This is a genomic window from Vogesella oryzagri, from assembly GCF_040148885.1.
GTDB lineage: Bacteria > Pseudomonadota > Gammaproteobacteria > Burkholderiales > Chromobacteriaceae > Vogesella > Vogesella oryzagri.
This window is the reverse complement of record NZ_JBEFLD010000001.1, coordinates 152,554-175,292: the sequence shown is the minus strand read 5'-3', so window position 1 is coordinate 175,292 and position 22,739 is coordinate 152,554. Positions and strand designations below refer to the sequence as shown.

Genomic DNA, 22,739 nt, shown 5'->3' with positions numbered 1-22,739 from the left:
GCAAGGGAAGTCGGAATGCGATAATAGGCACTCCTTGCCCTCACCGCCATCAGGAACAGCCCGTGCCGCGACTTGCCTGCCTTGCCCTGTTGCTCTGCTCCGCCTATGCCGGCGCCGCCGCGCCGATCCGCATCGGCGTGTCCGGCCCGTTCAGCGGCGGCTCGTCGCCGATGGGGTTGAGCATGCGCGGCGGCATTCGCCTGGCGGCGGAAGACATCAACCGCCAGGGCGGCGTACTGGGACGACCGCTGCAACTGGTGGAACGCGATGATCGCGGCCGGCCGGACTACGCCATCCGCGTGGCGGACGAGCTGATCGACCAGCAGCAAGTGGTGGCTACGGTGGGTTTTGTGAACAGCGGCGTGGCGCTGGCCTCGCAATACCGCTACCAGCAGGCACGCATTCCGGCCATTACCGCAGTGGCCACCGCCCACGTGGTAACGCAGCAGTTTCTGCCGCCGCGCTATGCGGCCAACTATGTGTTCCGCGTGGCAGCCTCGGACGGCCTGCAGGCGCCGCTGATCGTGCGCGAGGCGGTCCGGCGCGGCTTTCGCCGCGTGGCGGTGCTGAGTGACAACAGTAACTACGGCCGGCTGGGACAGCAGGATCTGCTGAAGGCACTGGCGGCCAGCGGCCTGCAGGCGGTGAGCGTGCAGCAGTTCCGCAATGGCGAGCTGGACATGAGCAGCGCGCTGCGCGACGCCCGGGCCGCCGGCGCGCAGTGCATTCTCACCTACACCATCGGCCCGGAGCTGGCACAGATCGCCAACACCCTGGCGCAGATGGAATGGCGCATCCCGCTGATCGGCAGCTGGACGCTGTCGATGTCCAACTTCATCGACAATGCCGGCCCCAATGCCGAAGGCGCGCGCATGGTGCAGACCTTCATCGAGGACGGCAACACGCCGCTGCGCGCCCGTTTCATCCAGCGTTATCTGCAGCGCAACCCGGGCGAACGCATCCCGTCGCCGCCGTCGGCGGCACAGGGCTACGACGGCCTGCTGCTGCTGGTGGCCGCCATGCGCCAGGCCGGCAGTACCGACGGCCCCAAGGTGCGCGCGGCGCTGGAGAACCTGCGCCAGCCGGTGGCCGGCCTGATCACCACCTACCGGCAACCATTCTCGGTCAGCGACCACGAGGCGATCGAGCTGGATATTCCGGTGATCGGCGAGGTGCGCCAGCGCAAGGTGATCTACGCCTACCCGCAGGACCGCCTGCGCCACCCGTGACGCCCGCGTCACCACTACCGCAGCCCCCCTTGCTGGCAGCCAGCATGACAAATCATGCAGATTGAATGCAAAAAAGCACCGCCAAGCGGTGCTTTTTTGTTGCGGCCAAGCTGGCGGGCTTAGCGGCGCTGCTCTTTTTCCTTCAGGTGCGCCTCCAGCGCATGGCCGGCCGACAGGATGTGGAAACGCAGGAACTCCGCCGCCTCGTCCGCCGCGCCTTTGCGGCACAGGTCCAGCAGCTTGGTGTGTTCCTCGTGCGCACGCTCCATGGTGCGGGTCAGCAGGATCTGCATGCGGGTGTAGCGGTCGGTCTTGTTGTGCAGCTGCTCCAGCAGCGCCAGCGTGTTCGGGCGCTTGGCGGCGCGGTACAGCGCCAGGTGGAAACGCGAGTTCAGCTCGCCCCAGTGGCGGATATCGTTGGTGGTCAGCGCCTGCTCGAACTCTTTCAGCGTGGCCTCGGCAATCTCGTGATCGCTGGCTTCCTGGCGCGGAATGGCGGCGCGCAGCAGTTCGCTTTCCAGCATGGCGCGGATTTCCACCAGCTCCAACACATCGTCCAGCGACAACTTGGATACCAGCGCGCCCTTGTGGTCGATGATCTGGATCAGACCCTCGGCCTCCAGCTGGCGCAGCGCTTCGCGCACCGGCACCCGGCTGACGCCATATTCGTTGGAGAGGGCTTCCTGGCGCAGTTGCTGCCCATCGGCAAACTCACCCGACAAAATGCGTTGGCGCAGGGATTCGGTTACGGCGCTGGTCAGGGTCTGGCGCTTGATGGGCTGCAGGGTGGTCATGGCGTCGCTCTGGCTATCGGATACATGCAAATGTATTCGATTATACGGTGAAATTCACTGGCGGCAACGGGGCAAACAGGAAAGAAAACGAAAAAACCCGGCCTAAGCCGGGTTTGTTCTGGGGTGAATGATGGGGCTCGAACCCACGACAACCGGAATCACAATCCGGGGCTCTACCAACTGAGCTACATCCACCGCTGAGCGGTATCTCTGCCAGCTGAGGCTGACAAAGCAAATTGTGGGGTGAATGATGGGGCTCGAACCCACGACAACCGGAATCACAATCCGGGGCTCTACCAACTGAGCTACATCCACCACTGATATATCTGGCGCGCCCGACAGGAATCGAACCTGTAACCCCCGACTTAGAAGGTCGGTGCTCTATCCAGTTGAGCTACGGGCACTCACATCGGGCTTACTAATTAGGGCTGTTGGTCGGGGCGGTGGGATTCGAACTCACGACCCTCTGCTCCCAAAGCAGATGCGCTACCAGGCTGCGCTACGCCCCGACAACAGGCTGCGAACTATACTGGCCGCGCCCTGGAGTGTCAACACTTTGTGCAGAATATTTGCAATCACCCGCGCTTTCACTGGCCGGGCCGCAGGCAAAGCGCGACACCTTGCGATAAAAAAATACGCTTTGCAGACACGCCAAGCCCTTGAAGCGATTGAGCAGAACGACCAAAAAATGCGAAAATCCGGCCTTTCCTTCCAACCAGACTGAATTAGGTGGATAGCAGCATGGCAGCACAACTTATCGACGGCAAGGCCGTCGCCGAAACCCTGATCAACCGCGTACGCGAAGGCGTGGATGCCCGTGTGGCAGCCGGCAAGCGCGCTCCGGCGCTGGCAGTGATTCTGGTGGGCGACGATCCGGCCTCCGGTATCTACGTCAAGAACAAGAAACGTTCCTGCGAGAAAGCCGGCATCCGTTCGGTAGCCTACGACCTGCCGGGTAGCACCAGCCAGGAAGAGCTGCTGGCCATCATCGATCAACTCAACGCCGACGACGGCATCGACGGCATCCTGGTGCAGCTGCCGCTGCCCAAGCAGATCGATCCGCAGCTGGTGATCGAGCGCATCAACCCGAAGAAGGACGTCGACGGCTTCCACCCGTACAACGTTGGCCGCCTGGCCACCAAGATGCCGCTGCTGCGCCCGTGCACCCCGCGCGGCGTGATGACGCTGCTGCAGGAATACGGCATCGACCCGAAGGGCAAGAACGTGGTGATCGTCGGCGCCTCCAACATCGTCGGCCGCCCGCAGGCGCTGGAAATGCTGCTGGCGCGCGCCACCATTACCGTGTGCCATAGCGCCACCGCCGATCTGGCCGCCGAAGTTGGCCGCGCCGATATCGTGGTCGCCGGTGTCGGCATTCCCAAGTTCGTGAAGGGTGAATGGCTGAAACCGGGCGCGGTGGTGATCGATGTAGGCATCAACCGCCTGGCCGATGGCAGTATCTGCGGTGACGTCGATTTCGCCGTGGCGCGCGAAGTGGCCAGCTTCATCACCCCGGTGCCGGGCGGTGTCGGCCCGATGACCGTGGCCACGCTGTTGCAAAACACGCTGGATGCGGCCAACCTCAACGCCTGATCGCCGACACCAGCACCCCGACGCCACCGTCCGCCCCGTGCCGGCGGTGGCGTTTGTTTTTCCCCAATGCCCGCTAAAAGACAAAGAGCCAAACCATGAGCAACAAACATTCGGCCACGTTGCTGATCAGCTGCCCGGACAGCCAGGGCCTGGTCGCCGCCATCGCCAACTTCCTGCTGACCTACAACGCCAACATCCAGCATGCAGACCAGCACCAGGACCCGGTGGAAGGCCTGTTCCTGATGCGCGTGCAGTGGGACCTGGCCGGCTTCAGCCTGCCGATGGACAACTTCTCCGCCGCCTTCGCGCCGATCGCGGAAAAGTACAATATGCAGTGGGAGGTGTCGCTGTCGGTACGCAAGCCGCGCATGGCGATCTTCGTCTCCAAGTACGAGCACTGCCTGGTGGACCTGCTGCACCGCTGGAGCATTGGCGAGCTGGACTGCGACATCCCGCTGATCATCTCCAACCATGACGACTGCCGCCGGCTGGCCGAATTCCATGGCATCCCCTACCACGTGATCGCGGTGAACAAGGACAACAAGGCACAGGCCGAAGCTCAGCAGTGGGACCTGCTGCAGGCGGCCGAGGTAGACCTGATCGTGCTGGCGCGCTACATGCAGGTGCTGTCGCACAAGTTCGTCGAGCGCTACCCGCACCGCGTCATCAACATCCACCACAGCTTCCTGCCGGCCTTCGACGGTGCCAAGCCCTACCACCGCGCCTTTGCCCGCGGCGTGAAGCTGATCGGTGCCACCAGCCACTACGTCACCGAGATCCTCGATGACGGCCCGATCATCGAGCAGGAAGTGATGCGCATCTCGCACCGCGACGACGTGGAAGACCTGATCCAGAAAGGCCGCGACCTGGAGCGCGTGGTGCTGTCGCGCGCCGTGCGCTGGCACCTGGAAAACCGCATCCTCGCCTACAACAACAAAACCGTGATTTTCGACTGATGAGCCTGCCACTGCTGCACGACGCCGTTGACCTGCTCCGCCTGCGCGTTGCCCCACTGGAACACTACCGCTACCCGCCGCTGCATCTGGCGCTGGCGCTGCTGCTGCTGGGCACGCTGGCCGCCGCCGGCGCCATTACCGCCGGTGCCGGTGGCGATCCGGCCGCGCTGATCGGCCTGTTTACCCTGTACGTGACGCTGGAAACGCTGGGCTTCAGCCTGTTCATGCGCTGGTGGCTGAACCGCGCCGGCGCCCAGCTCCAGCACTCGCTGTTCGGGCTGATCCTGGCCGCCAGCGGGCTGCAGGTGCTGGACCCGCTCACCTACTGGTTGCCGGACGATGTGGCGCAGGGGTTGTCGCTGGTACTGGGGGTGGGCAATATCCTGATCCTGGTGACGGCGCTGTCGCGCTGCAGCGGTGCCAGCCGCTCGCGCGTACTGCTGGGCACCCTGCTGTTTGCACCGCTGGCGCTGGCGCTGCTGTTGGGGCTGCTGGGCCTAGGCAGCGATCTTGGCCTGACCAATATCCCGGAGCTGGTCGCCCCCGGCGGGCAATAAGCCCCACCCCGGCAAGCAAAAAGCCCGCAATCGCGGGCTTTTTTCATCTCAAGGCTCTTCCTGCGCCGCGGCGGCCAAGGCCGTGGCCAGGCTGCGGCCAACCTCGTCGCGACTGAAGGCGGCGTGCCAGCGGCAGTGAAACGCTCCGGCGCGGTACAGCACAAACGCCGGCAGGTGGAACAGCTCGAAGCGGCGTGCCAGCGCGGTGGCCACCGCCACATCCACATAAAACAGCGTGATCTCCGCAGGCAGCCAGTGCGGCAGCTGCGTGCGCCAGCCGCGGCAGGCGCCGCAATGCGGCTGCCCGAACATCACCAGACTCTCGCCGGGCTGTACCGCCAGCGTGGCATCGAAATTGAATTCGTCCAGCGGCCGCCAGCGCTGTTCGGCGGCAAGGACGCGGCTCATTCCACCTTGGCGATATAACGCGCCAGCTGCAGCATGGCGCGCACCGCCTCGCTCTTCGGCCCCTGCTCGCCACGCACCTTGGCGTAGCGGCGCAGGATGGCGCGCGACTCCACGTGCACATCGGTTTCGGTATCCGGCGAGGTAATCAGCGTCATGCGGCTGCCGGCCTCCTGCAGCCGCGGCGCGCCCTGGGCAATGGCCAGATACACCTTATGCGCGTTGTGCGGGGTGACGTGATCGAACAGATACAACATGGTGTTGATGCGCAGGCCGGTCTGCTCGCGGATGTGGCGCAGCAGCGCCTGCGAACGCAGCTCACCGCGCTGCGATGCCCCGCCGGGCAGGTTGAAACGACCGCTCTGACTGGCCGTCATCAGCACGCCGTCTGGCAGCTCGATGATGGCCGTCGCCAGCCGTGGCAGTGTGGGACACAGCCGGGATTCGTAATTATTTTTTTCCGAAACGAATGACATATTTATGGTGGCTTTTATCTGAAAAATTCAACAATTCATTTACAAATCAGTTATTTCCCCGCGTGGGCGGGCAGCCGGCCATTTTAAACAGCCACTTGTCGCCGCGGCAAACCCCGAACGCATGAAATTGCCTTGCCATAAAAAAAACCGCACCGGACAAGCGGTGCGGTAAACGTCACAACAACAAACCCCAGGACAACTGCGGCCAACCCGCTAACACCGGTTGGCACGGCAACGGCGCTATACCTGGCGCACGATGGCCGGCGCCAGGCCACGGCGCACATGACTGCCCTTGGCCAGCAGCGCCAGGGCGGTCACCAGCGCCGGCAGCATCAGCAGGGCAAAGATCAGCTGGAACGACCAGCCCAGCGCCAGCATCTGCGCACCGGCAAAGGCGCTGAGAATCGCCCCCAGCCGGCCGGCGGAATGCATCCAGCTGGCGCCGGTGGCCCGGGCCTCCACCGGGTAGAAGCCGGCCGCCAGCGCATTCGTGCCGGTACTGGCGCCATTCATGCAAAAGCCCACGGCAAATGCCAGCATGCCCAGCACGGCAAACTGGCCGGCAGACTGGCCAATGGCAAACGTCAGGCAGCCGCCAACCAGGTAGATCAGCGCCAGCGTGCGGTGCGGGCTGAGGCGGTCCATCAGCCAGCCGGCACTCAGGCAGCCCAGCGGCCCGCCAATCTGGTACAGCGCGGTGATGGTGGCCGCCTGCTGCACGCTATAGCCGGATTCCTTCACCAGCGTCGGCAGCCAGTTGCCCAGCAGATACACCAGAAACAGGCCGGCAAAGTAGGACAGCCACAGCATATAAGTGCCAAAGCGATACTGCGGCGACAGCACCACCGCGATGGCATTGCCGCTGGCCGGCGCCGTCGGCAGCACAAAGCGGGAACGCTCACTGCTGACCCCCGGCGCCAGTTGCTCCACGATGCGGTGGATGCGCGCGGCCGGCGCCTGCCGCGCCACCAGAAAACGCACCGACTCCGGCAGCTTGAACAGCAAGAGCGGCAGCACCAGCAAGGGCAGCACGCCGCCCAGTACCAGCACGCTGTGCCAGCCGAATGCCGGAATCATCCAGCCGGACAGAAAACCGCCGCCGGCCGCCCCCAGGCTGAAGCCGCAGAACACCACGGTCACCAGGAAGGAACGGCGGCGATCCGGCGCGTATTCCGACACCAGCGTGCTGGCGTTCGGCATGGCGGCGCCCAGTCCCAGCCCGGTCATGAAGCGGAAGAAGATCAGGTGGCTCACCTCGGTGGACAGTGCCGTGGCCAGGGTCCAGACCCCGAAGAAAAACACGCTGCATAGCAGCACTCCCTTGCGGCCAAAGCGGTCGGCCAGCGGCCCGGCCACCAGCGCGCCCAGTGCCAGGCCGATCAGTGCCGCGCTCAGCACCGGCCCCAGCATGGCATTGGTCACGCCCCATTCCTGCTTCAGTTGCGGCGCGATAAAACTCATGATCGCCACGTCAAAGCCATCCAGCGCGATGATCAGGAAACCCAGAAAAACCACCAGCTTCTGAAACGCGCCCAGCGGCCGTTCATTGATCAGCGCGCGGACATCGATTGCCTCTGTCTTGCTCATCTTGTTTCTCCTCTTGTGTGCGTGCGGGCGTACGACTGCCGGGCGGCTCGGGCCACCTCTTGCGTACGACGACTCTTGCGGGTGCTGCGTTAAACAACGGAAAGGTTGGCCGCATGCCCCGCCGCGGGCGGCCAGCCGCCACCCTGCCGCCCGGCGCGATGGCGGCGGGCGGCGGGATGCTCAGGCGGGGATGGGGATTTAGGGCGTGTTGCCGGCGCTGAACAGCGGCATGGCCACGGCGCGGATCAAGCGGGTTTCCTGCGCCACGATCAGGTGGCCGGAGGCCGCCAGATAGGCGGGGAAATCCGGGTGGCTGTCACGGGCGCGGCTGCGGCGCTCGAAATCGGCCATGTCCTGATACGCCCACAGATGCACCAGCTGGTTCTGCGGTCCCACCTGGCTGACATAGAAGCCCAGCGGGTGGCCCAGGGTTTCCAGCAGGATGGGCATCGCCAGGCGGTTGAACACCTCGACGAATTCGCCCATCTTGCGCGGGTAGATGGTGTAGATGCGGTGGTCGAGCAGCGGTCGGTCCAGGTAGCTCATGCCCGTGCCTCCGCCAGATCGGCCAGATGGTTGCCGGTGATAAAGCCGAAGGTCATGTTCGGGCCGTGGGTGATGCCGGCACCGGGATAATTGCCACCCATGATGCTGGCGCGATCGTTACCCACCGCGTACAGGCCATCGATCTTGCTGCCATCGCGCTTGAGCACTTCGCCCACCACGCTGGTGCGGATACCGTCGAAGGTGCCCAGATCGCCCATCACCACCTTCACCGCGTAGAACGGCCCCTTGTCGAGCGGTGCCACACACGGGTTGGGCTGCTGCGCCGGATCGGCCAGATAGCGGTTGAACGCGGTGCTGCCACGGCCGTACGCCGGGTCTTCGCCCTGCCGTGCCGCCGCGTTGTAGTCGCGCACGGTGGCCTCCAGGTTGGCCGCATCGATGCCGGCCCGCTGCGCCAGCTCGGCCAGCGTGCGTCCCTGCAGCAGATAGCCGTTGTTCAGGAAGCGGCCAATCGGCATCGGCGCCGGTTTCACATAACCCAGGCCGTACTTGGCCAGCGCGGTCTTGTCGCACAGCAGCCACATCGCGGTTTCCGTCTCGCCGGCACAGGCTCGGATCAGCGCGGCGCCGACATCGTGGTACGACGCCGACTCGTTGGTGAAACGGCGGCCGTTCTTCAGCACCCCGATGATGCCCGGCTTGTAGCGGTCCAGCAGGTGCGGGAACACGCCAAAACGGCCATTGCCAAGCGGCACCCGCGACACCGGCATCCACGCCGCGCTGTCCTGAAAGCGGATATCCACCACCGCCCCGGCCGCAGCGGCCATGTTCACGCCATCGCCGGTATTGCCCGCCGGGGTCGGCGACAGGTGCTCGCCGCCGCGCTGCAGATGCGGGTAGGCCTGGGTAATGCGCTGCACATCATGCGGAAAGCCGCCACAGGCCAGCACCACGCCATGGCGCGCCAGCAGCGTGGTCTCGCCCTGCGCGGTGGCGGCCACCACGCCGGTCGCGCGCCCCTGCTCCAGCACAATCCGCTTCGCCGGCGTCGCGGTCAGAATCGGAATCTCCAGCGTCAACGCCGACTTGGCCAGCCGTGCCGCCAGTGCGTTGCCGCTGGTCACCTGCGTGCCGCGGCCATACAGCAGCAGCTCTTTCACATGCACGGCCAGCCGCCGCGCAACGTAGAGAAAGGACTGCAGCGAGCGGGTGGCATTGAAGAAATGCTTCAGATCGGCATTGGACGAGTTGAACATCATGCCGATGAAGGTGATGGTTTCCAGCGGCGGCTTCAGTCGGGCCATATCCTTGCCCAGCTGGCGGATATCAAACGGTGCCGCCAGAATCGAGCGCCCCAGCTGCGCCCCGCCCGCCACGTCCGGGTGATAGTCCGGATACAGCGTGGGCACAAACTGCACGCTGGTTTCGCGCTCGAAGAATTCCACCATCCGCGGCCCCTGCTGCAGAAACGCGGCCACGGCGGCCTCGTCGTAAAAGCTGCCGGTTTCCGCCATCATGTAGCGGCGTACCGCCTCAAGGGTGTCATCCGGATTCTGCTGACGGCCGTGGTGATTCTGCGGAATCCACAATACGCCGCCGGAGAGCGCCGTGGTGCCGCCGAATACCGGCTCTTTTTCCAGCACCACCACCTCCAGGCCACGTTTTCTGGCGGTAATCGCCGCAGCCAACCCGGCCGCGCCGGAGCCGACCACCACCACATCGCATTCGCGCACTTGCATTGCTTGGCTCATCATCCGCCCCCTTACTGCGCGCGGGCCGGCTGGCCGGCGGCAAAACCCGGGCGCGGCACCATGTCCATCATCATGGCCGCCATGCCGCCATCCACCAGCAGTTCGGTGGCATTGACGTAGCTGGCGCGCGGGCTCAACAGGTACAGCGCGGCATCGGCGATATCCTGCGCCTCTCCCACCCGGCGGCTGGTGGTGGCGGCCGCGCGTTTTTCCTCCACCCCCGGCTGCTGGTAGAAGGCGGCGGTCAGCGGGGTACGGATCATACCCGGACAAATCGCGTTACTGCGTATCCCCTCCGCCCCCCACTCCGCGGCCAGTTGTTTCGACAGCAGCAGCACGCCGGACTTGCTGGCGCTGTAGGCCCCGCTGTGCGTCTGCGGGAACACCGCGGCGATGGAGGCGATGTGCACCAGGCTGCCACCCCCCTGTGCCAGCATCTGCGGCCGGAAGGCGCGCGCCACCAGCAGGTAGCCGGTCAGGTTCACCGCCAGCACCCGGTTCCAGTCGGCCAGCTCGACATCGGCCAGGCTGCCGGAACGCATCATGCCGGCATTGTTGACCACGCCATGACACGGCCCCAGCTCGCGCGCCACGCGCGCTGCCGCCGCCTGCACGCTGTCCTGATCGCTGGTATCGCAACCGATGGCCAGTGCAGTAAAGCCCTGATTTAGCAAACCATCTGCCACTTTTTCGGCTTTGTCGGCATCCAGGTCCAGCAGGGCAACCCGGGCGCCGGCTTGCGCCAGCGCGGTGGCCACCGCGGCACCGATGCCGCTGCCGGCCCCGGTCACCACGCAAACGCGGCCGGACAGGCCCAGCCAATGGGGAGCGAAATCCGCCATGAGAATCTCCTTCTGTGTGTGTGCTGTAATTACCGGTCGTCAAGGCCGGTTGCGTGCTGCCCAGCGGCCGCCCAAGGTTGGCCGCAGCGGGTGGCAAAGCCGGGCTGCGGCGCCAGGAGCGGGATGGGCGCGGTCGCTTGGTATGTGCAGCCGATTCTACGGTTCGACCCGTGGCACAGAAATTGACAATCCAAGCCATCATTCGGACAATTCGTGCATCTTTTCCGTGGGCCACAGCATGCAAAAGCACATTCCCAGCTATTCGCTGTATGGCGATCAGCCACTGTCGGCGTGGAACCACTATTTCAATTTCGAGTGGATTCCGGAGCGCTCCGGCCCCAACGACTGGCTGATCCAGCCGCACCGCCACAGCGGGCTGCTGCATATCCTGCTGCTGCAGCAAGGCGGCGGTGATATCCACATCGATAACGCCCGCTGGACGGTACAGGCGCCGTGCCTGATCCTGGTGCCGGCGCAAACCGTCCACGGTTTTCACTGGCTGCCGCATACCGACGGCCCGGTGGTGACCGCGGCGCAAAAACCGCTGGAATCGCTGGCCGGCATGCTGATGCCGGAGCTGCTGCAGATCATCCGCAAGCCGGCGGTGACCGAGCTGCCGGCGGCCTCGCCCCACAGCGACATGCTGATGCCGCTGTTCTATGCACTAGAAAGTGAATCGCGCATGCATGACACCGGCGAAAGCGCCGCCGGACTGTCGCTGATGACCGCCTTGCTGGTGAAGATTTCGCGCCTGCACCGCGAGCTGGCACCGGCGGTACAGGGCCAGTCGCGCCGCGCCGCACAACTGGAGCGCTTTCGCAGCCTAGTGGACGAGCAGTTCCGCCAGCGCCAGCCGCTGGATGTCTACGCGCGGGAACTGGGCATCACCGTCGGCCAGCTGTCGCGCTTGTGCCGCGAGGCGCTGGGCATGTCCAGCCTGGATGTGATCAACGCCCGCGTGATCCACGAGGCGCAGCGCGACCTGGTCTATACCTCCAAGAGCATCAAGCAGGTGGCCGCCGCACTGGGCTTTGACGACGAAGCCTACTTCGGCCGCTTCTTCCGCAAGCACACCGGCCTGACGCCCAGCGCGTTCCGCACCCAGGCCACCGCCGAACTGCAGACCCCGGATGGCCCCACCGCCCTGACGGACTAAAGCCGCAATCCGGTACAATCGCCCCCCTCGCCCGTTGCGGCCAACCTTTGCCAGGCTTCTTGCATGACTCACACGCCCCCCGCCTCCCACCGCGCCATCGTCATCGGCGGCGGCCCGGCTGGCCTGATGGCCGCCGAAGTGCTGCTGCAACACGGCCTGCAGGTCGAGCTGTTCGACGCCATGCCGTCGGTGGGGCGCAAGTTCCTGCTGGCCGGCGTCGGCGGCATGAACATCACCCACAGCGAGCCGCGCGCGCCGTTCCTGGCGCGCTACGGCCTGCGTGAAGCCGAGCTGACGCCCGTCATCGACGCTTTCGACGCCGACGCGCTGCGCAGCTGGGTGCACGGTCTGGGCATCGACACCTTCGTCGGCAGCTCCGGCAAGGTGTTTCCCACCGCGATGAAGGCAGCGCCGCTGCTGCGCGCCTGGCTGGCGCGGTTACGCGACGCCGGGCTGCAATTGCATGTGCGCCACCGCTGGCTGGGCTGGGATGACGCCGGACGCTTGCGCTTTGCCACGCCGCAAGGTGAAGTGCTGCGCGATGCCGCCCCCACCGTGCTGGCGCTGGGCGGCGGCAGCTGGGCCAAACTGGGATCGGATGGCCGCTGGCTGCCGCTGCTGGCGGCACGCGGCGTGGACCTGGCGCCGTTGCAGGCGGCCAACTGTGGCTTTGTCTGCGGCTGGAGCGAGCACTTTGCCGCCAAGTTCGCCGGCAGCCCGCTAAAGAACGTGGCGTTGAGCTTCGAGGACGTGCACGGCCAACCGCTGCGCCGCCGCGGCGAGATGGTGCTGACGCAAGATGGCATCGAGGGCAATCTGGTGTATGGCTTTGCCGCCGCCATCCGCGAGCGCATCAACCGCGACGGCAGCGCCACCATCCGGCTGGATCTGGCACCGGACCGCGATCTGGAGCGGCTGCGCAGCGAATTGCAGCGCGGCCGTGGTGCCGCCTCGCTGGCCAACCATCTGCGCAAGCAATGCGGCATCGACGGCGCCCGCGCCGGCCTGCTGCGCGAGCTACTGGACAAGGACAGCTTCAACGATATGGACAGTCTGGCCGCCGCCATCAAGGCACTGCCGCTGACGCTGCACGGCACGCGCCCGCTGGACGAGGCCATCAGCACCGCCGGCGGCGTGCGCTTCGAGGCGATGGACCAACAACTGATGCTGACCGCACTGCCCGGCGTGTTCTGTGCCGGCGAAATGCTGGATTGGGAAGCGCCGACCGGCGGTTATCTGCTCACCGCCTGCCTGGCCAGCGGCAGGGCCGCTGCCAGCGGCCTGCTGCACTGGTGGGACCGCCAGCGCTGAAAACGCGGTTCAGTGCGGCGCGGCCTGCAGCTGCGCCCAGCTGACGCGGAAATACTGCTGGTAGAACGCATCCAGCTCGCCGGTGGCCATCTTGCGCTCGGCCTCGCGCTCCAGCCCGGCACGTAGCCAGGCCAGCCCCGGCCGCAGGCTGAAGGTCTCGTGGTAGCTGCCCACCAGGCCATCCAGCCGCTTGACTCGTCCTCCCAGCTGGTGGGCGATATCCAGCGGCGTCTGATAGTCATCAAACACCACATCCACCCGCCCCCCTGCCAGCATGGTGAACGACGCCACGCTATCCGGCGCCGTCACCCGCTGCCAGCGCGTCTGCTGCACCAGCTGCCGCGGGTAGTCATAAGCGGGCACCCACGCCACCCGCAGGCCGCGGAACTGCTGCAGATCGCGATATTGCTGCTCGACTACCCCCGCGCGCACCCAGGCATACAGCGGCCAGTACACCATGGCCTTGCGGGTTTGCAGCCAGCCGGCCGGGCTTTCCGCAGCGGTGGCGAAGGCAATGATGTCGGTACGCCCCGCCGCCGCCTGCTTGTAACAGCCGCTCATCGCCAGAAACTGGTAGCGCAGTGCCGCGCCGCGCTCGCGGGCGGCACGCTCCAGTGCCTCCACCGCCAGCCCGCGCACCACGCCGTTGTCGGCGCGGTAGATAAACGGCACCCAGCGCTCGGCGCACACCGTCAGCGTCTGCGCCTGCACCGCGCCTGCCAGCAACATCGCCAGCCCGATGCTCCGCTTCAGTTTGCTCACTACCGTCACCATGCGTGTCAGGGTGGATACCGCATTATCGGTAGCGCGCGGGTATTGCTCAATAAATTACCGCCACGCTTGCCACGGGCGGTGCGGCACTCAGCGCAGCAGCCAGTCCACAGCGGCGGCGGCATGCAGCGCGGTGGTATCGAACAGCGGCAGCGGGCTGTCCGCCTGCGTCAGCAGCATGCCGATCTCGGTGCAGCCGAGGATCACCGCCTCGGCACCCGCCGCCTGCAGCTGGGCGATGATGGCCTGGTAGCGCAGCCGCGAGGCCGGCAGCACCTGCCCCAGGCACAGCTCGTCGAAGATCACCCGATACACCTCGGCGCGGCCTGCCTCGTCCGGCAGCTGCACCTGCAAACCGGCTGCGGCCAACCTGTCGCGGTAAAAATCCTGCTCCATGGTGAAGCGGGTGCCCAGCAGCCCGACGCGGCGCACGCCAGCCGCCTGCAGCGCGGCGATGGTGGGGTCGGCAATATGCAGCAGCGGCACGTCCACCGCTGCCGCCACCGCCGGCGCCACCTTGTGCATGGTGTTGCTGCACAGCAGCAGGCCGGCAGCCCCGGCCTGCACCAGGCCCTGGCCGGCGGCGGCCAGCTGCGCCCCCAGCACCGGCCAGTCGTCGGCACGCTGCCGCGCCGCCACCGGGGCAAAATCCACGCTATGCAGCAGCAGCGGCGCCGAATGCAGCCCGCCCAGCCGGTCGCGCACGCCCTGGTTGATCAGCTGGTAGTAATGCAGCGTCGATTCCCAGCTCATGCCGCCCAGCAAACCCAGATAACGCATCACCACACTCCCGAAATCGTCAGTTCATCCCACAGCAGATAGCCGGCAGTGGCCGCCATTGCCAGCGCCATCACGCCATTGAACAGCCGCCGTACCTCAGCACGCGCCAGGTGGTGGCGCAGCGCATCGCCCATGCCGGCCCACACTGCGATACAGGGCAGGTTGACCATGGCGCAGATGCCTGCCAGCAGCAGCGAATGCTGGGCGGTGGCATCGTGCGGCAGGAACAGCACACTGGTATTGACCACCATCACCCAGGCCTTGGGGTTCACCCACTGGAACGCCGCCGCGCCGATAAAGCCCAGCGGTCTGGCGCTCTGGCGCCCCTCCGGCGCACCGGCGCGCCACACCTGCCACGACAGCCAGAACAGATAGCTGCAGCCCGCCAGCGCCAGCCACAGCCGGCCATGCTGCAGCAGCGCCAGCACCCAGCCCAGCAGCAGCGACACCAGCAATATCTGCAGGCCGTGGCCACCGGAAATGCCCAGCATGTGCGGTACGGTGCGGCGCCAGCCGAAGTTGACCCCGGATGCGGCCAACATCAGGTTGTTGGGACCGGGGGTGATGGACATCAGCGCAACATAACTCATTAGCGGCCAGCTCAGCATGGCAGTCTCCTTGGACAGGTGGGGATAGAGACATGCTAGCCGCTGGACAACGCTGGTTACAGTCGCACAGATTTGCTATTGTCACGGTGACAGTCTGGCTGCTCATGCAACTGTCACCATCGTTTTTAGCCCACGCTGTCACGAGACGCCGATGAATACTGCCACGCTGTACCAGCAACTTGCCGACGACCTGTCCTCCGCCATCAATCTGGGCACCCTGCCGCCCGGATCACGCCTGCCGTCGGTGCGCAAGACCGCCAGCAGCCGCCAGTTGTCGCTCAACACCGTGGTGGCCGCCTACCGCGTACTGGAAGACCGCGGCCTGATCGAGGCGCGGCCGCAAAGCGGTTACTACGTACGCTCGCGGCTGCCGTCGCCGGCGCGCGGCGCCAGCCACCGTCCGGGCCCGGCACGCGGCACCGACGGCGCGGTGCTGGACCTGATCGGCGCGGCGCTGAAGGCGCAGCAGACCCCGGGCTACATCGACATGGCGCTGGCCTGCCCGCGCGGTGGCGACTTCTACCCGTCGGCCAAGCTGGCGCGGCTGATGGGCCAGGTGCTGCGCAAACAGCCAGGGCTGGTGGGCAACTACGCGCTGCCACCGGGCTCGGAGCGGCTGCGCACCCAGATCGCCCGCCGCGGGCTGGAGCTGGGCATGGCACTGCAAGCCGACAACATCATCCTCACCCACGGCGCCATGGAAGCGCTGCAGCTGGCACTGCGCGCCATCACCCGCCCCGGCGATACCGTGGGCATCGAATCGCCGACCTATTTCAACCTGCTGCCGCTGTTCAACAGCCTGGGGCTGAAGGCGGTGGAAATCCCCACCGACCCGCAGCACGGCCTGGCGCTGGACGCGCTGGAACTGCTGCTGCAGGAACAGCGCCTCAACGCCATCATCGCCATGCCGAACGTGCACAACCCGCTGGGCTGCAGCATGTCCACCGACAACAAGAAAAGGTTGGCCGCACTGGTCAACCGCCATCGCGTGCCGCTGATCGAGGACGCGCTGTACGCCGAGCTGCAGTTCGGCGACGCGCTGCAACCGGCGGTGAAAGCCTTCGACCAGGACGGCTGGGTGCTGGTCTGCGCCAGCTACACCAAGACGCTGGCGCCGGACTTCCGCGTCGGCTGGCTGGAAGGCGGCCGATTTGGCGAGGAGATCAAGAAGCTGAAGTTCGCCAGCTCCATCGCCGAGCCGCTGGTGCTGTGCGAAACGCTGGGCGCATTCCTGGAGTCCGGCGGCTACGACCACCACCTGCGCGCGCTCAAGCGCCGCTACGCGCTGCACGTGGACAAGGTACGCGCGCTGATCGCCGAGCACTTCCCGCCCGGCACCCACGCCACCAACCCCAGCGGCGGCTTCCTGATCTGGGTGGAATTGCCGGAAGACTACGACACCGTGGCGCTGTTCCACGCCGCCATCGCCGAGCGCATCAGCATCTCGCCCGGCCCGCTGTACTCGCCGGGCGGCCGCTACCGCAACGCGCTGCGGCTGTCCTGCTGCCAGCCGCTGGACGAACGCTACGTCGGCGCGCTGCAACGGCTGGGCGAGCTGGCACGCACGGTTGCGACCCGCCCCTGAGCGTGCCGGCAGCGGGTGGCACTTTTCGTCACGCCGCGATTAGCGCATAAAGACAACCATGCAGAGCAACCAAGCCAATAACGGCACGCCGGACAAGCGAGCCGAAGCGAGGGTCAACATGATCGCCAGCCTCACACCTGGCCCACAGCGGGAGCCACGTTCATGAACGCGTCGTTACTGCTGTGGGGCGTCGTCGTCAGTTCAGTCGGCTTCGGTTATTTCATCTACGGCAAAAAACAACGCACGCTGCTGCCGCTGCTGTGCGGCATCGCACTGATGGTCGTGCCCTATCTTATTGCCAGCAGCTGGCAGCTGGTCGCCGCTGGCGCGGCAATCGCGGCGATTCCATACTTTGTGAAAATGTGAGCGCCACGGCAGGGGCATACCTCAGCGATCCGCCCCACTTGGCGCGCCGTCACGCGGGCGCGACTCGTATGGAAAAACTGGCAGCCAAGCGCGATGGCCAGCCATGTCGTACCAGCCGGGCAAACGGCCCGAAATTCTTAGGAGATAAAAGCCGCTGGAATGCCGATTCCATAATCAGGGCAAGAATATGGCTTACTATGGCACCATCACCCGCTGGCTGGATGACAAGGGTTACGGCTTCATCCAGCGCCAGGACACCAAGGAAGAAGTCTTCTTTCACATCAGCGACTGCCCGGCCAGCGGCATCCGCCCGCAGCTGGGCTGGCTGGTCTCCTTCGAGCTGAAACAGGGACGGGACGGCAAAGCGGCAGCCTGCCAGATACAGGGCAAAGGTTTCGCTGCATCCCGACCCGGACGCCCTGCCCGCCAGCCCGCGCGCCCCAAAACCAGCTTCAGCCACATGCTGCTTGCTGCCGCAGTAGTCGCCGGACTTGGCTATTTCGGCTATCAGCGCTACCAGGCACACGTCGCGATAGCGGCAGCAGACGCCATCCTGTCACAGCAGACCAGCCCGCTCGAGCCAGTCAGCCAGCAACAATTCAGTTGTGACGGCCGCCAGCATTGCTCGGAAATGCGATCCAAAGAAGAGGCGTTGTACTTTATCCAGCACTGTCCAAACACCAAGATGGATGGTGACGGCGATGGAGATCCGTGCGAAAGGCAGTTCTAAGCACCGGAGCATGATGCTGCCAAGGTGAACGGCCCAGCGCCTGTTGTGCCAGTAGCGGCGCAAACGTTGGCCGCAGCTTGGCGTCACGCCCGGATGAGGCCTCCGCCCTAGCCTGCGGCCAAGCAACAAAAACGGCAGTCAACCGCATGCGGTGACCGCCGTTTGCCGACAAGCGCGTACTTACAGATAGCGTGCTTGCAAATGGGCGCGGAAATGCGCCGGGTTCAGCGCTTCGCCGGTGGCGCGCTGCACCAGCTCGGCGGTTTCCCAACGGCTGGCCTGCGACCAGATGTTGGCATCCAGCCAGTCCATTACCGGCGTCAGGTCGCCAGCGGCGATGCGCGCATCCAGGTCCGGCACGCTGCGGCGGATGGTGGCGAAGTATTGCGCCGCGTACATGGCGCCCAGGGTGTAGCTGGGGAAGTAGCCGAAGCTGCCGTCGGTCCAGTGGATGTCCTGCAGGCAGCCGTCGCGGTAGTTGCCGCGGGTGTCGACGCCGAGATAGGCCGTCATTTTTTCGTCCCACAGCGCCGGGATGTCTTCCGCCTCGATGTCGCCCTCGATCAGCGCGCGCTCGATCTCGTAGCGCAGGATCACGTGCGCCGGGTAGGTCAGCTCGTCGGCATCGACACGGATGAAGCCGGGGCGCACACGGGTGTACATGCGCGCCAGGTTGGCCGCATCGAAGGCGCCCTGCTCGCCCAGGTGTTTCTTCACCAGCGGCGCGATCAGCTGCAGGAAGGCCGGGCTGCGGCCCAGCTGCATTTCGAACGACAGGCTCTGGCTTTCGTGGATGCCCATCGAGCGCGCCTGTCCCACCGGCAGGTGTACCAGCTCGCGCGGCAGGCGCTGTTCGTAACGGGCGTGGCCGGTTTCGTGCACGATGCCCATCATGCTCTGCATGAAGTCGTCGTCGCGGTAGCGGGTGGTGATGCGCACGTCCTCGGCCACGCCGCCGCAGAACGGGTGCACCGACACATCCAGCCGGCCGGCATCGAAGTCGAAGCCGAGCAGGCCCATGATCTCCACCCCCAGCGCGCGCTGGCTGTCCACCGCAAACGGCCCCTGCGCCGTGAGCAGCTGTTCGCCGGCCTGCTTGTCCATCACCTGCCGGATCAGCCCCGGCAGCCAGGTCTTGACGTCGCCGAAGATGCGCTCCACTTCGGCGCTGTTCATCCCCGGCTCGTATTTGTCCAGCAGCGCGTCGTAGCGGCCCTTGCCGCTGGCGTCGGACAGCAGCTGCGCCTCTTCGCGCGACAGGCGCAGCACCTCGCGGAAGTTCTGCAGAAAGCCCTGCCAGTCGTTGGCCTTGCGCTGCTCGCGCCAGGCGTGCTCGCAGCGGCTGCCGGCCAGCGCCTTGGCTTCCACCAGCGACGCCGGCAGCAAGTTGGCGTGCTGCCAGCTGCGGCGCATTTCGCGCAGCGAGGCCTGCTGCGCGGCATCCAGCTCTTCCTGCCCGGCGCTGGCCAGCCAGGTATTGAGTTGCGGATCGGTCAGCGTGGCGTGCATCAGCACCGACAGCTCGGCCATGGCGGCGCCGCGGGCGTCGTTGCCCCCCGGCGGCATCATCGCCGCTTGATCCCAGCCGGCGATGGCGGCCAGATGCTGGTAGCGGTACAGGCGGGTAAACACGGATTCCAGCTGCTGATAGGCAGAAGCGCTCATGCGGTACTCCAGGTCAAGTCAAGGTTGGCCGCATGATGCCATTGGCAACGCCGGGGGCTCAATTGGCCATCAGGGCAGCTCAGAGCGGCTGGGCGGCACCGAACTGGCCACGTACGTCGGCATCGGGAAACGACAGCCAGTAGTAGAAGAATTCGCGGGCGATGGTGAGGAAGGTTTCGCTGGCGAAGCTGTCGGACAGATGCAGCAGCATGGCATCCACCGCCATGCGGTAGCTGTCCGGGTGATGCGGCTGGTCGTGCAGCAGGAACAGCAGCGGCTTGAGCAGCTCGCCGCGCTCGCCCAGCACGTCTTCTTCCGAACCCAGCTCGTACAGCTGCCCCAGGTACAGTTCCAGCGACGGCGGGAAGCTGTCGAAGCCGGCATCGCTCATGCGCTGCTGCAGGTCGTCGAACGAGGCCAGCACCGGCAGGCGCACGTGACGGGTGGTAAAGCCGGAGCGGGCGTTGAGCTCGGTAACCTTTTTGACGTCACCGATCCAGAAATAGTAGTACTCGCGCGCAGCGGTCATCGCCCCCGGGCGGTCTTCCGGCGCGCACAAGGACAGCAGTGCATCCACCGCCGAGCGGAAAATGGTGGTGGTGCGCGGCTGGCCACGCACGATCAGATTGAGCCGGGTCAGCACCCGACGGCGCAGCGCCAACACCTCGCTGTCCGCTCCCTTGCTCTCCAGCAGGCGCAGGTAGGCATCCAGTGCGTCCTGTGCATCCCCCTTTTCGCTTTTAGCGCTTTTTTCGGCTCTACTCATCCGTGGCCTTCTCCTGAGTGCAGACCGGCTGGTTCTGCGCGGTCTGCAGCATAGCGGTTCATGTGTTATCCGACAATTCGCCGGGCGCGCCAAGCGCGAAATCAGTCTGGCCGCGGACGCAGCGTCAGGCGCAGGTCGCGGCCAACCATGCGCAGCTCCAGCACCTCCAGCGCCAGCTTGTCGTCCAGCGACGTCAGCGCCGGCCAGGCAAACAGCCCGCGGGCAGCATCGCCGGCCAGGTACGGCGCCAGGTACAGCACCATCTCGTCCACCAGCCCGGCCTGCAGCAGCGCGCCATGCAGGCCGGCGCCGGCTTCCACCATCAACTCGTTGATGCCGGCGCTGGCCAGTTCGCGCAACAATTGCGCCAGATCGACATGGCCAGCTGGTGCCGGCAGTGCCAGCACCGTCACACCACGCGCGCGGTATGGCTGCAGGCGGGTTTCATCCGTCACCGTGGTGGCCAGCCATACCGGCGCCACGCCGGCATCGTAAATGCGGGCGGTGGGGGACGTCGCCAGCGCGCCGTCCAGCACCACGCGCGTAGGCTGGCGCAAGCAGGGTGTGTCGCGCACCGTCAGCTGCGGGTCATCGGCCAGCACGGTGCCGCTGCCGGTCAGGACGGCACAGTTGGCCGCCCGCAGCGCGTGCACGTCGCGGCGGGCATCGGCAGCGGTAATCCACTGGCTGACGCCGTTGAGCAAGGCAGTCTTGCCGTCCAGCGTCGCCGCCGCCTTGAGCGTGACCCACGGCCGCTGCCGGCTCACCCGCGACAGAAAGCCGCGATGCACGCGGCGGGCCTCGGCTTCCAGCAGGCCGGCCTCGGCCGGGATGCCGGCGGCCTGCAGCATGGCAATGCCGCGGCCGGCTACTTCGTGATACGGGTCGACCATGGCGGCCACTACCCGGCCGATTTTTTCTGTGATCAGCCGGCCGGCGCACGGCGGGGTGCGGCCGTGGTGGCTGCACGGTTCCAGCGTGACATAGGCGGTGGCGCCAGCCGGGCTCAGACCGCGGGCGTAGCAATCCTTGATCGCCTGGATCTCGGCATGATCGCCGCCCACCTGTAGCGTGGCGCCCTCGCCGATCACGGCACCGTCGCGCACCAGCACGCAGCCGACGCCCGGATTGGGCGCCGCGCGGCGGGTGGCGGTTTCAGCCAGGCGCAGCGCCTGCTGCATGTAGCGGTGATCGTCTGCGGAAAAGTTCATGGCGCCGCGTTCCATTCTGGCGCCAGCAGGCTGTAAATGCGGGCATCCCAGTGCCGACCGCGGATATACAGATAGCCGCGCAGCACGCCCTCCTGCTGGAAGCCCATGCGCTCGGCCACGGCGCAGCTGCGCAGGTTGGCCGCGGCGGTGATGATCTCGGTACGGTGCAGGCCCAGCTCCTGGTAGGCGATGGACAGCAGTTGCTGCAGCGCCTGCGGCAGGATGCCGCGGCCAACGTAGGCATCGGCCAGCCAGTAGCCGATGGCGGCGCGGCGGTCATGGTGGCTGATGCTGTGCAGATCGCACACCCCCACCGGCTGACCATCCATTTCGATCAGGCAGGTACGCGATGCGCCCAGGCGCCGCTCGCAGGCGCGCAGCTGCAGAAACTCACGCACCTGCGCCTCGGTCTGCGAGGTCTCGACCCACGGCAGCCACTGCCCGAGCGCATCGCGGCTGGCATTGACCAGCGCAAACAGCTGGGCCGCATGCTGCTCTTCGGCATCACGCAGGGTGATAGGGGAAGTCGTCATCTGCTGCCTCCACGCCCGCACCGGCCAGGGCGGCCGGCCGACAGGAGACTGCCCTGCCTGCGCGCCGCCGGCAGGCATCAGGGTTTTTTCTGGATTTCCTTGATGGCATCGCTGAACTCGGCGATGTCCTGAAAGCTCTTGTACACCGAGGCGAAGCGCACGTAGGCCACCTTGTCCAGCTTGGCCAGCTCGTTCATCACCATTTCGCCGATCTGGCGGCTGGACACTTCGCGCTCGCCCAGCTGCAACAGGCGCTGGCAGATGCGGTCGATGGCATCGTCCACCAGCGGGGTGGATACCGGCCGCTTGTGCAAGGCGCGCAGGAAGCTGGTACGCACCTTTTCCACATCGAACTCGGTGCGGTGGCCACCGGTCTTGACCACTTGCGGCATGCGCACATCGGCGGTCTCAAAGGTGGTAAAGCGCTTTTCACAGCCCAGACAGCGGCGGCGGCGGCGGATGGTGCTGCCATCGTCACTGACGCGGGAATCCACCACCTGAGTATCGATACCGCCGCAGAAAGGACATTTCATTGTTATACGTCTCGCTTGCTTGCCATA

At 65.9% G+C, this 22,739-nt stretch carries 24 protein-coding genes and 4 tRNA genes; 9 read left to right on the top strand and 19 right to left on the bottom strand.

Translation table 11 applies throughout. From position 1 onward, the window contains the following. The first annotated feature begins 62 nt into the window (after positions 1-62). Complete coding sequence (locus ABNW52_RS00915; RefSeq protein ID WP_349582728.1) at positions 63-1,229, top strand: ABC transporter substrate-binding protein; 1,167 nt, start codon at positions 63-65, stop codon at positions 1,227-1,229. A 119-nt stretch (positions 1,230-1,348) separates the two neighbouring features. On the opposite strand, the gene ABNW52_RS00910 is transcribed toward ABNW52_RS00915, so the two are convergent. From ABNW52_RS00910 to ABNW52_RS00890, 5 genes are all read right to left on the bottom strand, one after another. Beyond that, positions 1,349-2,023, bottom strand: a complete 675-nt coding sequence (locus ABNW52_RS00910) for a GntR family transcriptional regulator (protein ID WP_349582726.1) — start codon at positions 2,021-2,023, stop codon at positions 1,349-1,351. A gap of 119 nt (positions 2,024-2,142) precedes the next feature. Further along, positions 2,143-2,218 (bottom strand) — tRNA-His (locus tag ABNW52_RS00905). Between the two features lie 44 nt (positions 2,219-2,262). Further along, positions 2,263-2,338, bottom strand: a tRNA-His gene (locus ABNW52_RS00900). Between the two features lie 12 nt (positions 2,339-2,350). Continuing rightward, positions 2,351-2,427: transfer RNA gene (locus ABNW52_RS00895), tRNA-Arg, on the bottom strand. Positions 2,428-2,455: 28 nt separating this feature from the next. After that, a tRNA-Pro gene (locus tag ABNW52_RS00890) sits at positions 2,456-2,532 on the bottom strand. Positions 2,533-2,764: 232 nt separating this feature from the next. Between ABNW52_RS00890 and folD the strand changes: the two genes are divergently transcribed. From folD to ABNW52_RS00875, 3 genes are all read left to right on the top strand, one after another. Further along, positions 2,765-3,616, top strand: a complete 852-nt coding sequence (gene folD / locus ABNW52_RS00885) for a bifunctional methylenetetrahydrofolate dehydrogenase/methenyltetrahydrofolate cyclohydrolase FolD (protein ID WP_349582723.1) — start codon at positions 2,765-2,767, stop codon at positions 3,614-3,616. 95 nt (positions 3,617-3,711) lie between these two features. Beyond that, a complete protein-coding gene (gene purU, locus ABNW52_RS00880; protein WP_349582721.1) occupies positions 3,712-4,572 on the top strand; it encodes a formyltetrahydrofolate deformylase in 861 nt (286 codons plus the stop codon). Then, positions 4,572-5,129 (top strand): hypothetical protein, encoded by a 558-nt coding sequence (locus ABNW52_RS00875; RefSeq protein ID WP_349582718.1) that lies wholly within the window; start codon positions 4,572-4,574, stop codon positions 5,127-5,129. The genes purU and ABNW52_RS00875 overlap by 1 nt, the downstream gene beginning before the upstream one ends. 48 nt (positions 5,130-5,177) lie before the next feature. Here ABNW52_RS00875 and ABNW52_RS00870 read toward each other — a convergent pair whose 3' ends face one another. The 6 genes from ABNW52_RS00870 to ABNW52_RS00845 form a co-directional block, all read right to left on the bottom strand. Further along, entirely contained in the window at positions 5,178-5,537 is a 360-nt protein-coding gene (locus ABNW52_RS00870) for a thioredoxin family protein (RefSeq protein ID WP_349582716.1), read from the bottom strand. Next, positions 5,534-6,010: an NUDIX domain-containing protein gene (locus tag ABNW52_RS00865; protein ID WP_349582714.1), complete on the bottom strand. Its 477-nt coding sequence runs from the start codon at positions 6,008-6,010 to the stop codon at positions 5,534-5,536. The genes ABNW52_RS00870 and ABNW52_RS00865 overlap by 4 nt, the downstream gene beginning before the upstream one ends. A gap of 240 nt (positions 6,011-6,250) precedes the next feature. Next, entirely contained in the window at positions 6,251-7,597 is a 1,347-nt protein-coding gene (locus tag ABNW52_RS00860) for an MFS transporter (protein WP_349582711.1), read from the bottom strand. Positions 7,598-7,795: 198 nt separating this feature from the next. Then, positions 7,796-8,143 carry an NIPSNAP family protein gene (locus ABNW52_RS00855; protein ID WP_349582708.1) on the bottom strand — a complete coding sequence of 116 codons (348 nt, stop codon included), beginning with the start codon at positions 8,141-8,143 and terminating at the stop codon, positions 7,796-7,798. After that, on the bottom strand, positions 8,140-9,843 hold the full coding sequence (locus tag ABNW52_RS00850) for an FAD-dependent oxidoreductase (protein ID WP_349582705.1): 1,704 nt from the start codon (positions 9,841-9,843) through the stop codon (positions 8,140-8,142). Before ABNW52_RS00850 ends, ABNW52_RS00855 begins: the two co-directional genes overlap by 4 nt. A 23-nt stretch (positions 9,844-9,866) precedes the next feature. Continuing rightward, positions 9,867-10,697 carry an SDR family NAD(P)-dependent oxidoreductase gene (locus ABNW52_RS00845; protein ID WP_349582702.1) on the bottom strand — a complete coding sequence of 277 codons (831 nt, stop codon included), beginning with the start codon at positions 10,695-10,697 and terminating at the stop codon, positions 9,867-9,869. A gap of 238 nt (positions 10,698-10,935) precedes the next feature. On the opposite strand from ABNW52_RS00845, the gene ABNW52_RS00840 reads away from it, so the two are divergent. Together ABNW52_RS00840 and ABNW52_RS00835 are read left to right on the top strand one after the other, a co-directional pair. Continuing rightward, positions 10,936-11,853, top strand: a complete 918-nt coding sequence (locus tag ABNW52_RS00840) for a helix-turn-helix domain-containing protein (RefSeq protein ID WP_349582699.1) — start codon at positions 10,936-10,938, stop codon at positions 11,851-11,853. Between the two features lie 63 nt (positions 11,854-11,916). Further along, entirely contained in the window at positions 11,917-13,164 is a 1,248-nt protein-coding gene (locus tag ABNW52_RS00835; protein ID WP_349582696.1) for a TIGR03862 family flavoprotein, read from the top strand. Positions 13,165-13,173: 9 nt separating this feature from the next. Here ABNW52_RS00835 and ABNW52_RS00830 read toward each other — a convergent pair whose 3' ends face one another. The 3 genes from ABNW52_RS00830 to ABNW52_RS00820 all read right to left on the bottom strand — a co-directional run bounded on the left by ABNW52_RS00830 (position 13,174) and on the right by ABNW52_RS00820 (position 15,323). Continuing rightward, a complete protein-coding gene (locus ABNW52_RS00830) occupies positions 13,174-13,926 on the bottom strand; it encodes a substrate-binding periplasmic protein (RefSeq protein WP_349582693.1) in 753 nt (250 codons plus the stop codon). Positions 13,927-14,025: 99 nt separating this feature from the next. Continuing rightward, positions 14,026-14,715 carry an aspartate/glutamate racemase family protein gene (locus ABNW52_RS00825; RefSeq protein ID WP_349582690.1) on the bottom strand — a complete coding sequence of 230 codons (690 nt, stop codon included), beginning with the start codon at positions 14,713-14,715 and terminating at the stop codon, positions 14,026-14,028. Then, positions 14,715-15,323 (bottom strand): LysE family translocator, encoded by a 609-nt coding sequence (locus tag ABNW52_RS00820; protein WP_349582687.1) that lies wholly within the window; start codon positions 15,321-15,323, stop codon positions 14,715-14,717. Before ABNW52_RS00820 ends, ABNW52_RS00825 begins: the two co-directional genes overlap by 1 nt. 151 nt (positions 15,324-15,474) lie before the next feature. Between ABNW52_RS00820 and ABNW52_RS00815 the strand changes: the two genes are divergently transcribed. The 3 genes from ABNW52_RS00815 to ABNW52_RS00805 all read left to right on the top strand — a co-directional run bounded on the left by ABNW52_RS00815 (position 15,475) and on the right by ABNW52_RS00805 (position 18,004). Next, complete coding sequence (locus ABNW52_RS00815) at positions 15,475-16,908, top strand: aminotransferase-like domain-containing protein (RefSeq protein ID WP_349582684.1); 1,434 nt, start codon at positions 15,475-15,477, stop codon at positions 16,906-16,908. Between the two features lie 162 nt (positions 16,909-17,070). Next, on the top strand, positions 17,071-17,274 hold the full coding sequence (locus tag ABNW52_RS00810) for a hypothetical protein (RefSeq protein WP_349582681.1): 204 nt from the start codon (positions 17,071-17,073) through the stop codon (positions 17,272-17,274). Between the two features lie 187 nt (positions 17,275-17,461). Then, positions 17,462-18,004 carry a cold shock domain-containing protein gene (locus ABNW52_RS00805; protein ID WP_349582678.1) on the top strand — a complete coding sequence of 181 codons (543 nt, stop codon included), beginning with the start codon at positions 17,462-17,464 and terminating at the stop codon, positions 18,002-18,004. 180 nt (positions 18,005-18,184) lie between these two features. On the opposite strand, the gene ABNW52_RS00800 is transcribed toward ABNW52_RS00805, so the two are convergent. The 5 genes from ABNW52_RS00800 to nrdR form a co-directional block, all read right to left on the bottom strand. After that, the gene (locus ABNW52_RS00800; protein WP_349582676.1) at positions 18,185-19,669 is read right to left on the bottom strand and encodes a carboxypeptidase M32; all 1,485 of its coding nucleotides are present in this window, start codon (positions 19,667-19,669) and stop codon (positions 18,185-18,187) included. A gap of 79 nt (positions 19,670-19,748) precedes the next feature. After that, the gene (locus tag ABNW52_RS00795; RefSeq protein ID WP_349582673.1) at positions 19,749-20,435 is read right to left on the bottom strand and encodes a hypothetical protein; all 687 of its coding nucleotides are present in this window, start codon (positions 20,433-20,435) and stop codon (positions 19,749-19,751) included. A 101-nt stretch (positions 20,436-20,536) separates the two neighbouring features. Continuing rightward, positions 20,537-21,646: a bifunctional diaminohydroxyphosphoribosylaminopyrimidine deaminase/5-amino-6-(5-phosphoribosylamino)uracil reductase RibD gene (ribD, locus tag ABNW52_RS00790; protein ID WP_349582670.1), complete on the bottom strand. Its 1,110-nt coding sequence runs from the start codon at positions 21,644-21,646 to the stop codon at positions 20,537-20,539. After that, positions 21,643-22,179 carry a GNAT family N-acetyltransferase gene (locus ABNW52_RS00785; RefSeq protein ID WP_349582667.1) on the bottom strand — a complete coding sequence of 179 codons (537 nt, stop codon included), beginning with the start codon at positions 22,177-22,179 and terminating at the stop codon, positions 21,643-21,645. The genes ribD and ABNW52_RS00785 overlap by 4 nt, the downstream gene beginning before the upstream one ends. Positions 22,180-22,256: 77 nt before the next feature. Next, complete coding sequence (gene nrdR / locus ABNW52_RS00780) at positions 22,257-22,712, bottom strand: transcriptional regulator NrdR (RefSeq protein ID WP_174874949.1); 456 nt, start codon at positions 22,710-22,712, stop codon at positions 22,257-22,259. Between the last annotated feature and the right edge of the window lie 27 nt (positions 22,713-22,739).

What these genes read in the sequence shown, in the direction of transcription:
- ABNW52_RS00910 (WP_349582726.1), bottom strand. Translation starts at nt 2,023, where the DNA reads ATGACCACCCTGCAGCCCATCAAGCGCCAGACCCTGACCAGCGCCGTA.
- folD (WP_349582723.1), top strand. Translation starts at nt 2,765, where the DNA reads ATGGCAGCACAACTTATCGACGGCAAGGCCGTCGCCGAAACCCTGATC.
- purU (WP_349582721.1), top strand. Translation starts at nt 3,712, where the DNA reads ATGAGCAACAAACATTCGGCCACGTTGCTGATCAGCTGCCCGGACAGC.
- ABNW52_RS00875 (WP_349582718.1), top strand. Translation starts at nt 4,572, where the DNA reads ATGAGCCTGCCACTGCTGCACGACGCCGTTGACCTGCTCCGCCTGCGC.
- ABNW52_RS00870 (WP_349582716.1), bottom strand. Translation starts at nt 5,537, where the DNA reads ATGAGCCGCGTCCTTGCCGCCGAACAGCGCTGGCGGCCGCTGGACGAA.
- ABNW52_RS00865 (WP_349582714.1), bottom strand. Translation starts at nt 6,010, where the DNA reads ATGTCATTCGTTTCGGAAAAAAATAATTACGAATCCCGGCTGTGTCCC.
- ABNW52_RS00860 (WP_349582711.1), bottom strand. Translation starts at nt 7,597, where the DNA reads ATGAGCAAGACAGAGGCAATCGATGTCCGCGCGCTGATCAATGAACGG.
- ABNW52_RS00855 (WP_349582708.1), bottom strand. Translation starts at nt 8,143, where the DNA reads ATGAGCTACCTGGACCGACCGCTGCTCGACCACCGCATCTACACCATC.
- ABNW52_RS00850 (WP_349582705.1), bottom strand. Translation starts at nt 9,843, where the DNA reads ATGCAAGTGCGCGAATGCGATGTGGTGGTGGTCGGCTCCGGCGCGGCC.
- ABNW52_RS00845 (WP_349582702.1), bottom strand. Translation starts at nt 10,697, where the DNA reads ATGGCGGATTTCGCTCCCCATTGGCTGGGCCTGTCCGGCCGCGTTTGC.
- ABNW52_RS00840 (WP_349582699.1), top strand. Translation starts at nt 10,936, where the DNA reads ATGCAAAAGCACATTCCCAGCTATTCGCTGTATGGCGATCAGCCACTG.
- ABNW52_RS00835 (WP_349582696.1), top strand. Translation starts at nt 11,917, where the DNA reads ATGACTCACACGCCCCCCGCCTCCCACCGCGCCATCGTCATCGGCGGC.
- ABNW52_RS00825 (WP_349582690.1), bottom strand. Translation starts at nt 14,715, where the DNA reads ATGCGTTATCTGGGTTTGCTGGGCGGCATGAGCTGGGAATCGACGCTG.
- ABNW52_RS00820 (WP_349582687.1), bottom strand. Translation starts at nt 15,323, where the DNA reads ATGCTGAGCTGGCCGCTAATGAGTTATGTTGCGCTGATGTCCATCACC.
- ABNW52_RS00815 (WP_349582684.1), top strand. Translation starts at nt 15,475, where the DNA reads ATGAATACTGCCACGCTGTACCAGCAACTTGCCGACGACCTGTCCTCC.
- ABNW52_RS00810 (WP_349582681.1), top strand. Translation starts at nt 17,071, where the DNA reads ATGAACGCGTCGTTACTGCTGTGGGGCGTCGTCGTCAGTTCAGTCGGC.
- ABNW52_RS00805 (WP_349582678.1), top strand. Translation starts at nt 17,462, where the DNA reads ATGGCTTACTATGGCACCATCACCCGCTGGCTGGATGACAAGGGTTAC.
- ABNW52_RS00800 (WP_349582676.1), bottom strand. Translation starts at nt 19,669, where the DNA reads ATGAGCGCTTCTGCCTATCAGCAGCTGGAATCCGTGTTTACCCGCCTG.
- ABNW52_RS00795 (WP_349582673.1), bottom strand. Translation starts at nt 20,435, where the DNA reads ATGAGTAGAGCCGAAAAAAGCGCTAAAAGCGAAAAGGGGGATGCACAG.
- ribD (WP_349582670.1), bottom strand. Translation starts at nt 21,646, where the DNA reads ATGAACTTTTCCGCAGACGATCACCGCTACATGCAGCAGGCGCTGCGC.
- ABNW52_RS00785 (WP_349582667.1), bottom strand. Translation starts at nt 22,179, where the DNA reads ATGACGACTTCCCCTATCACCCTGCGTGATGCCGAAGAGCAGCATGCG.
- nrdR (WP_174874949.1), bottom strand. Translation starts at nt 22,712, where the DNA reads ATGAAATGTCCTTTCTGCGGCGGTATCGATACTCAGGTGGTGGATTCC.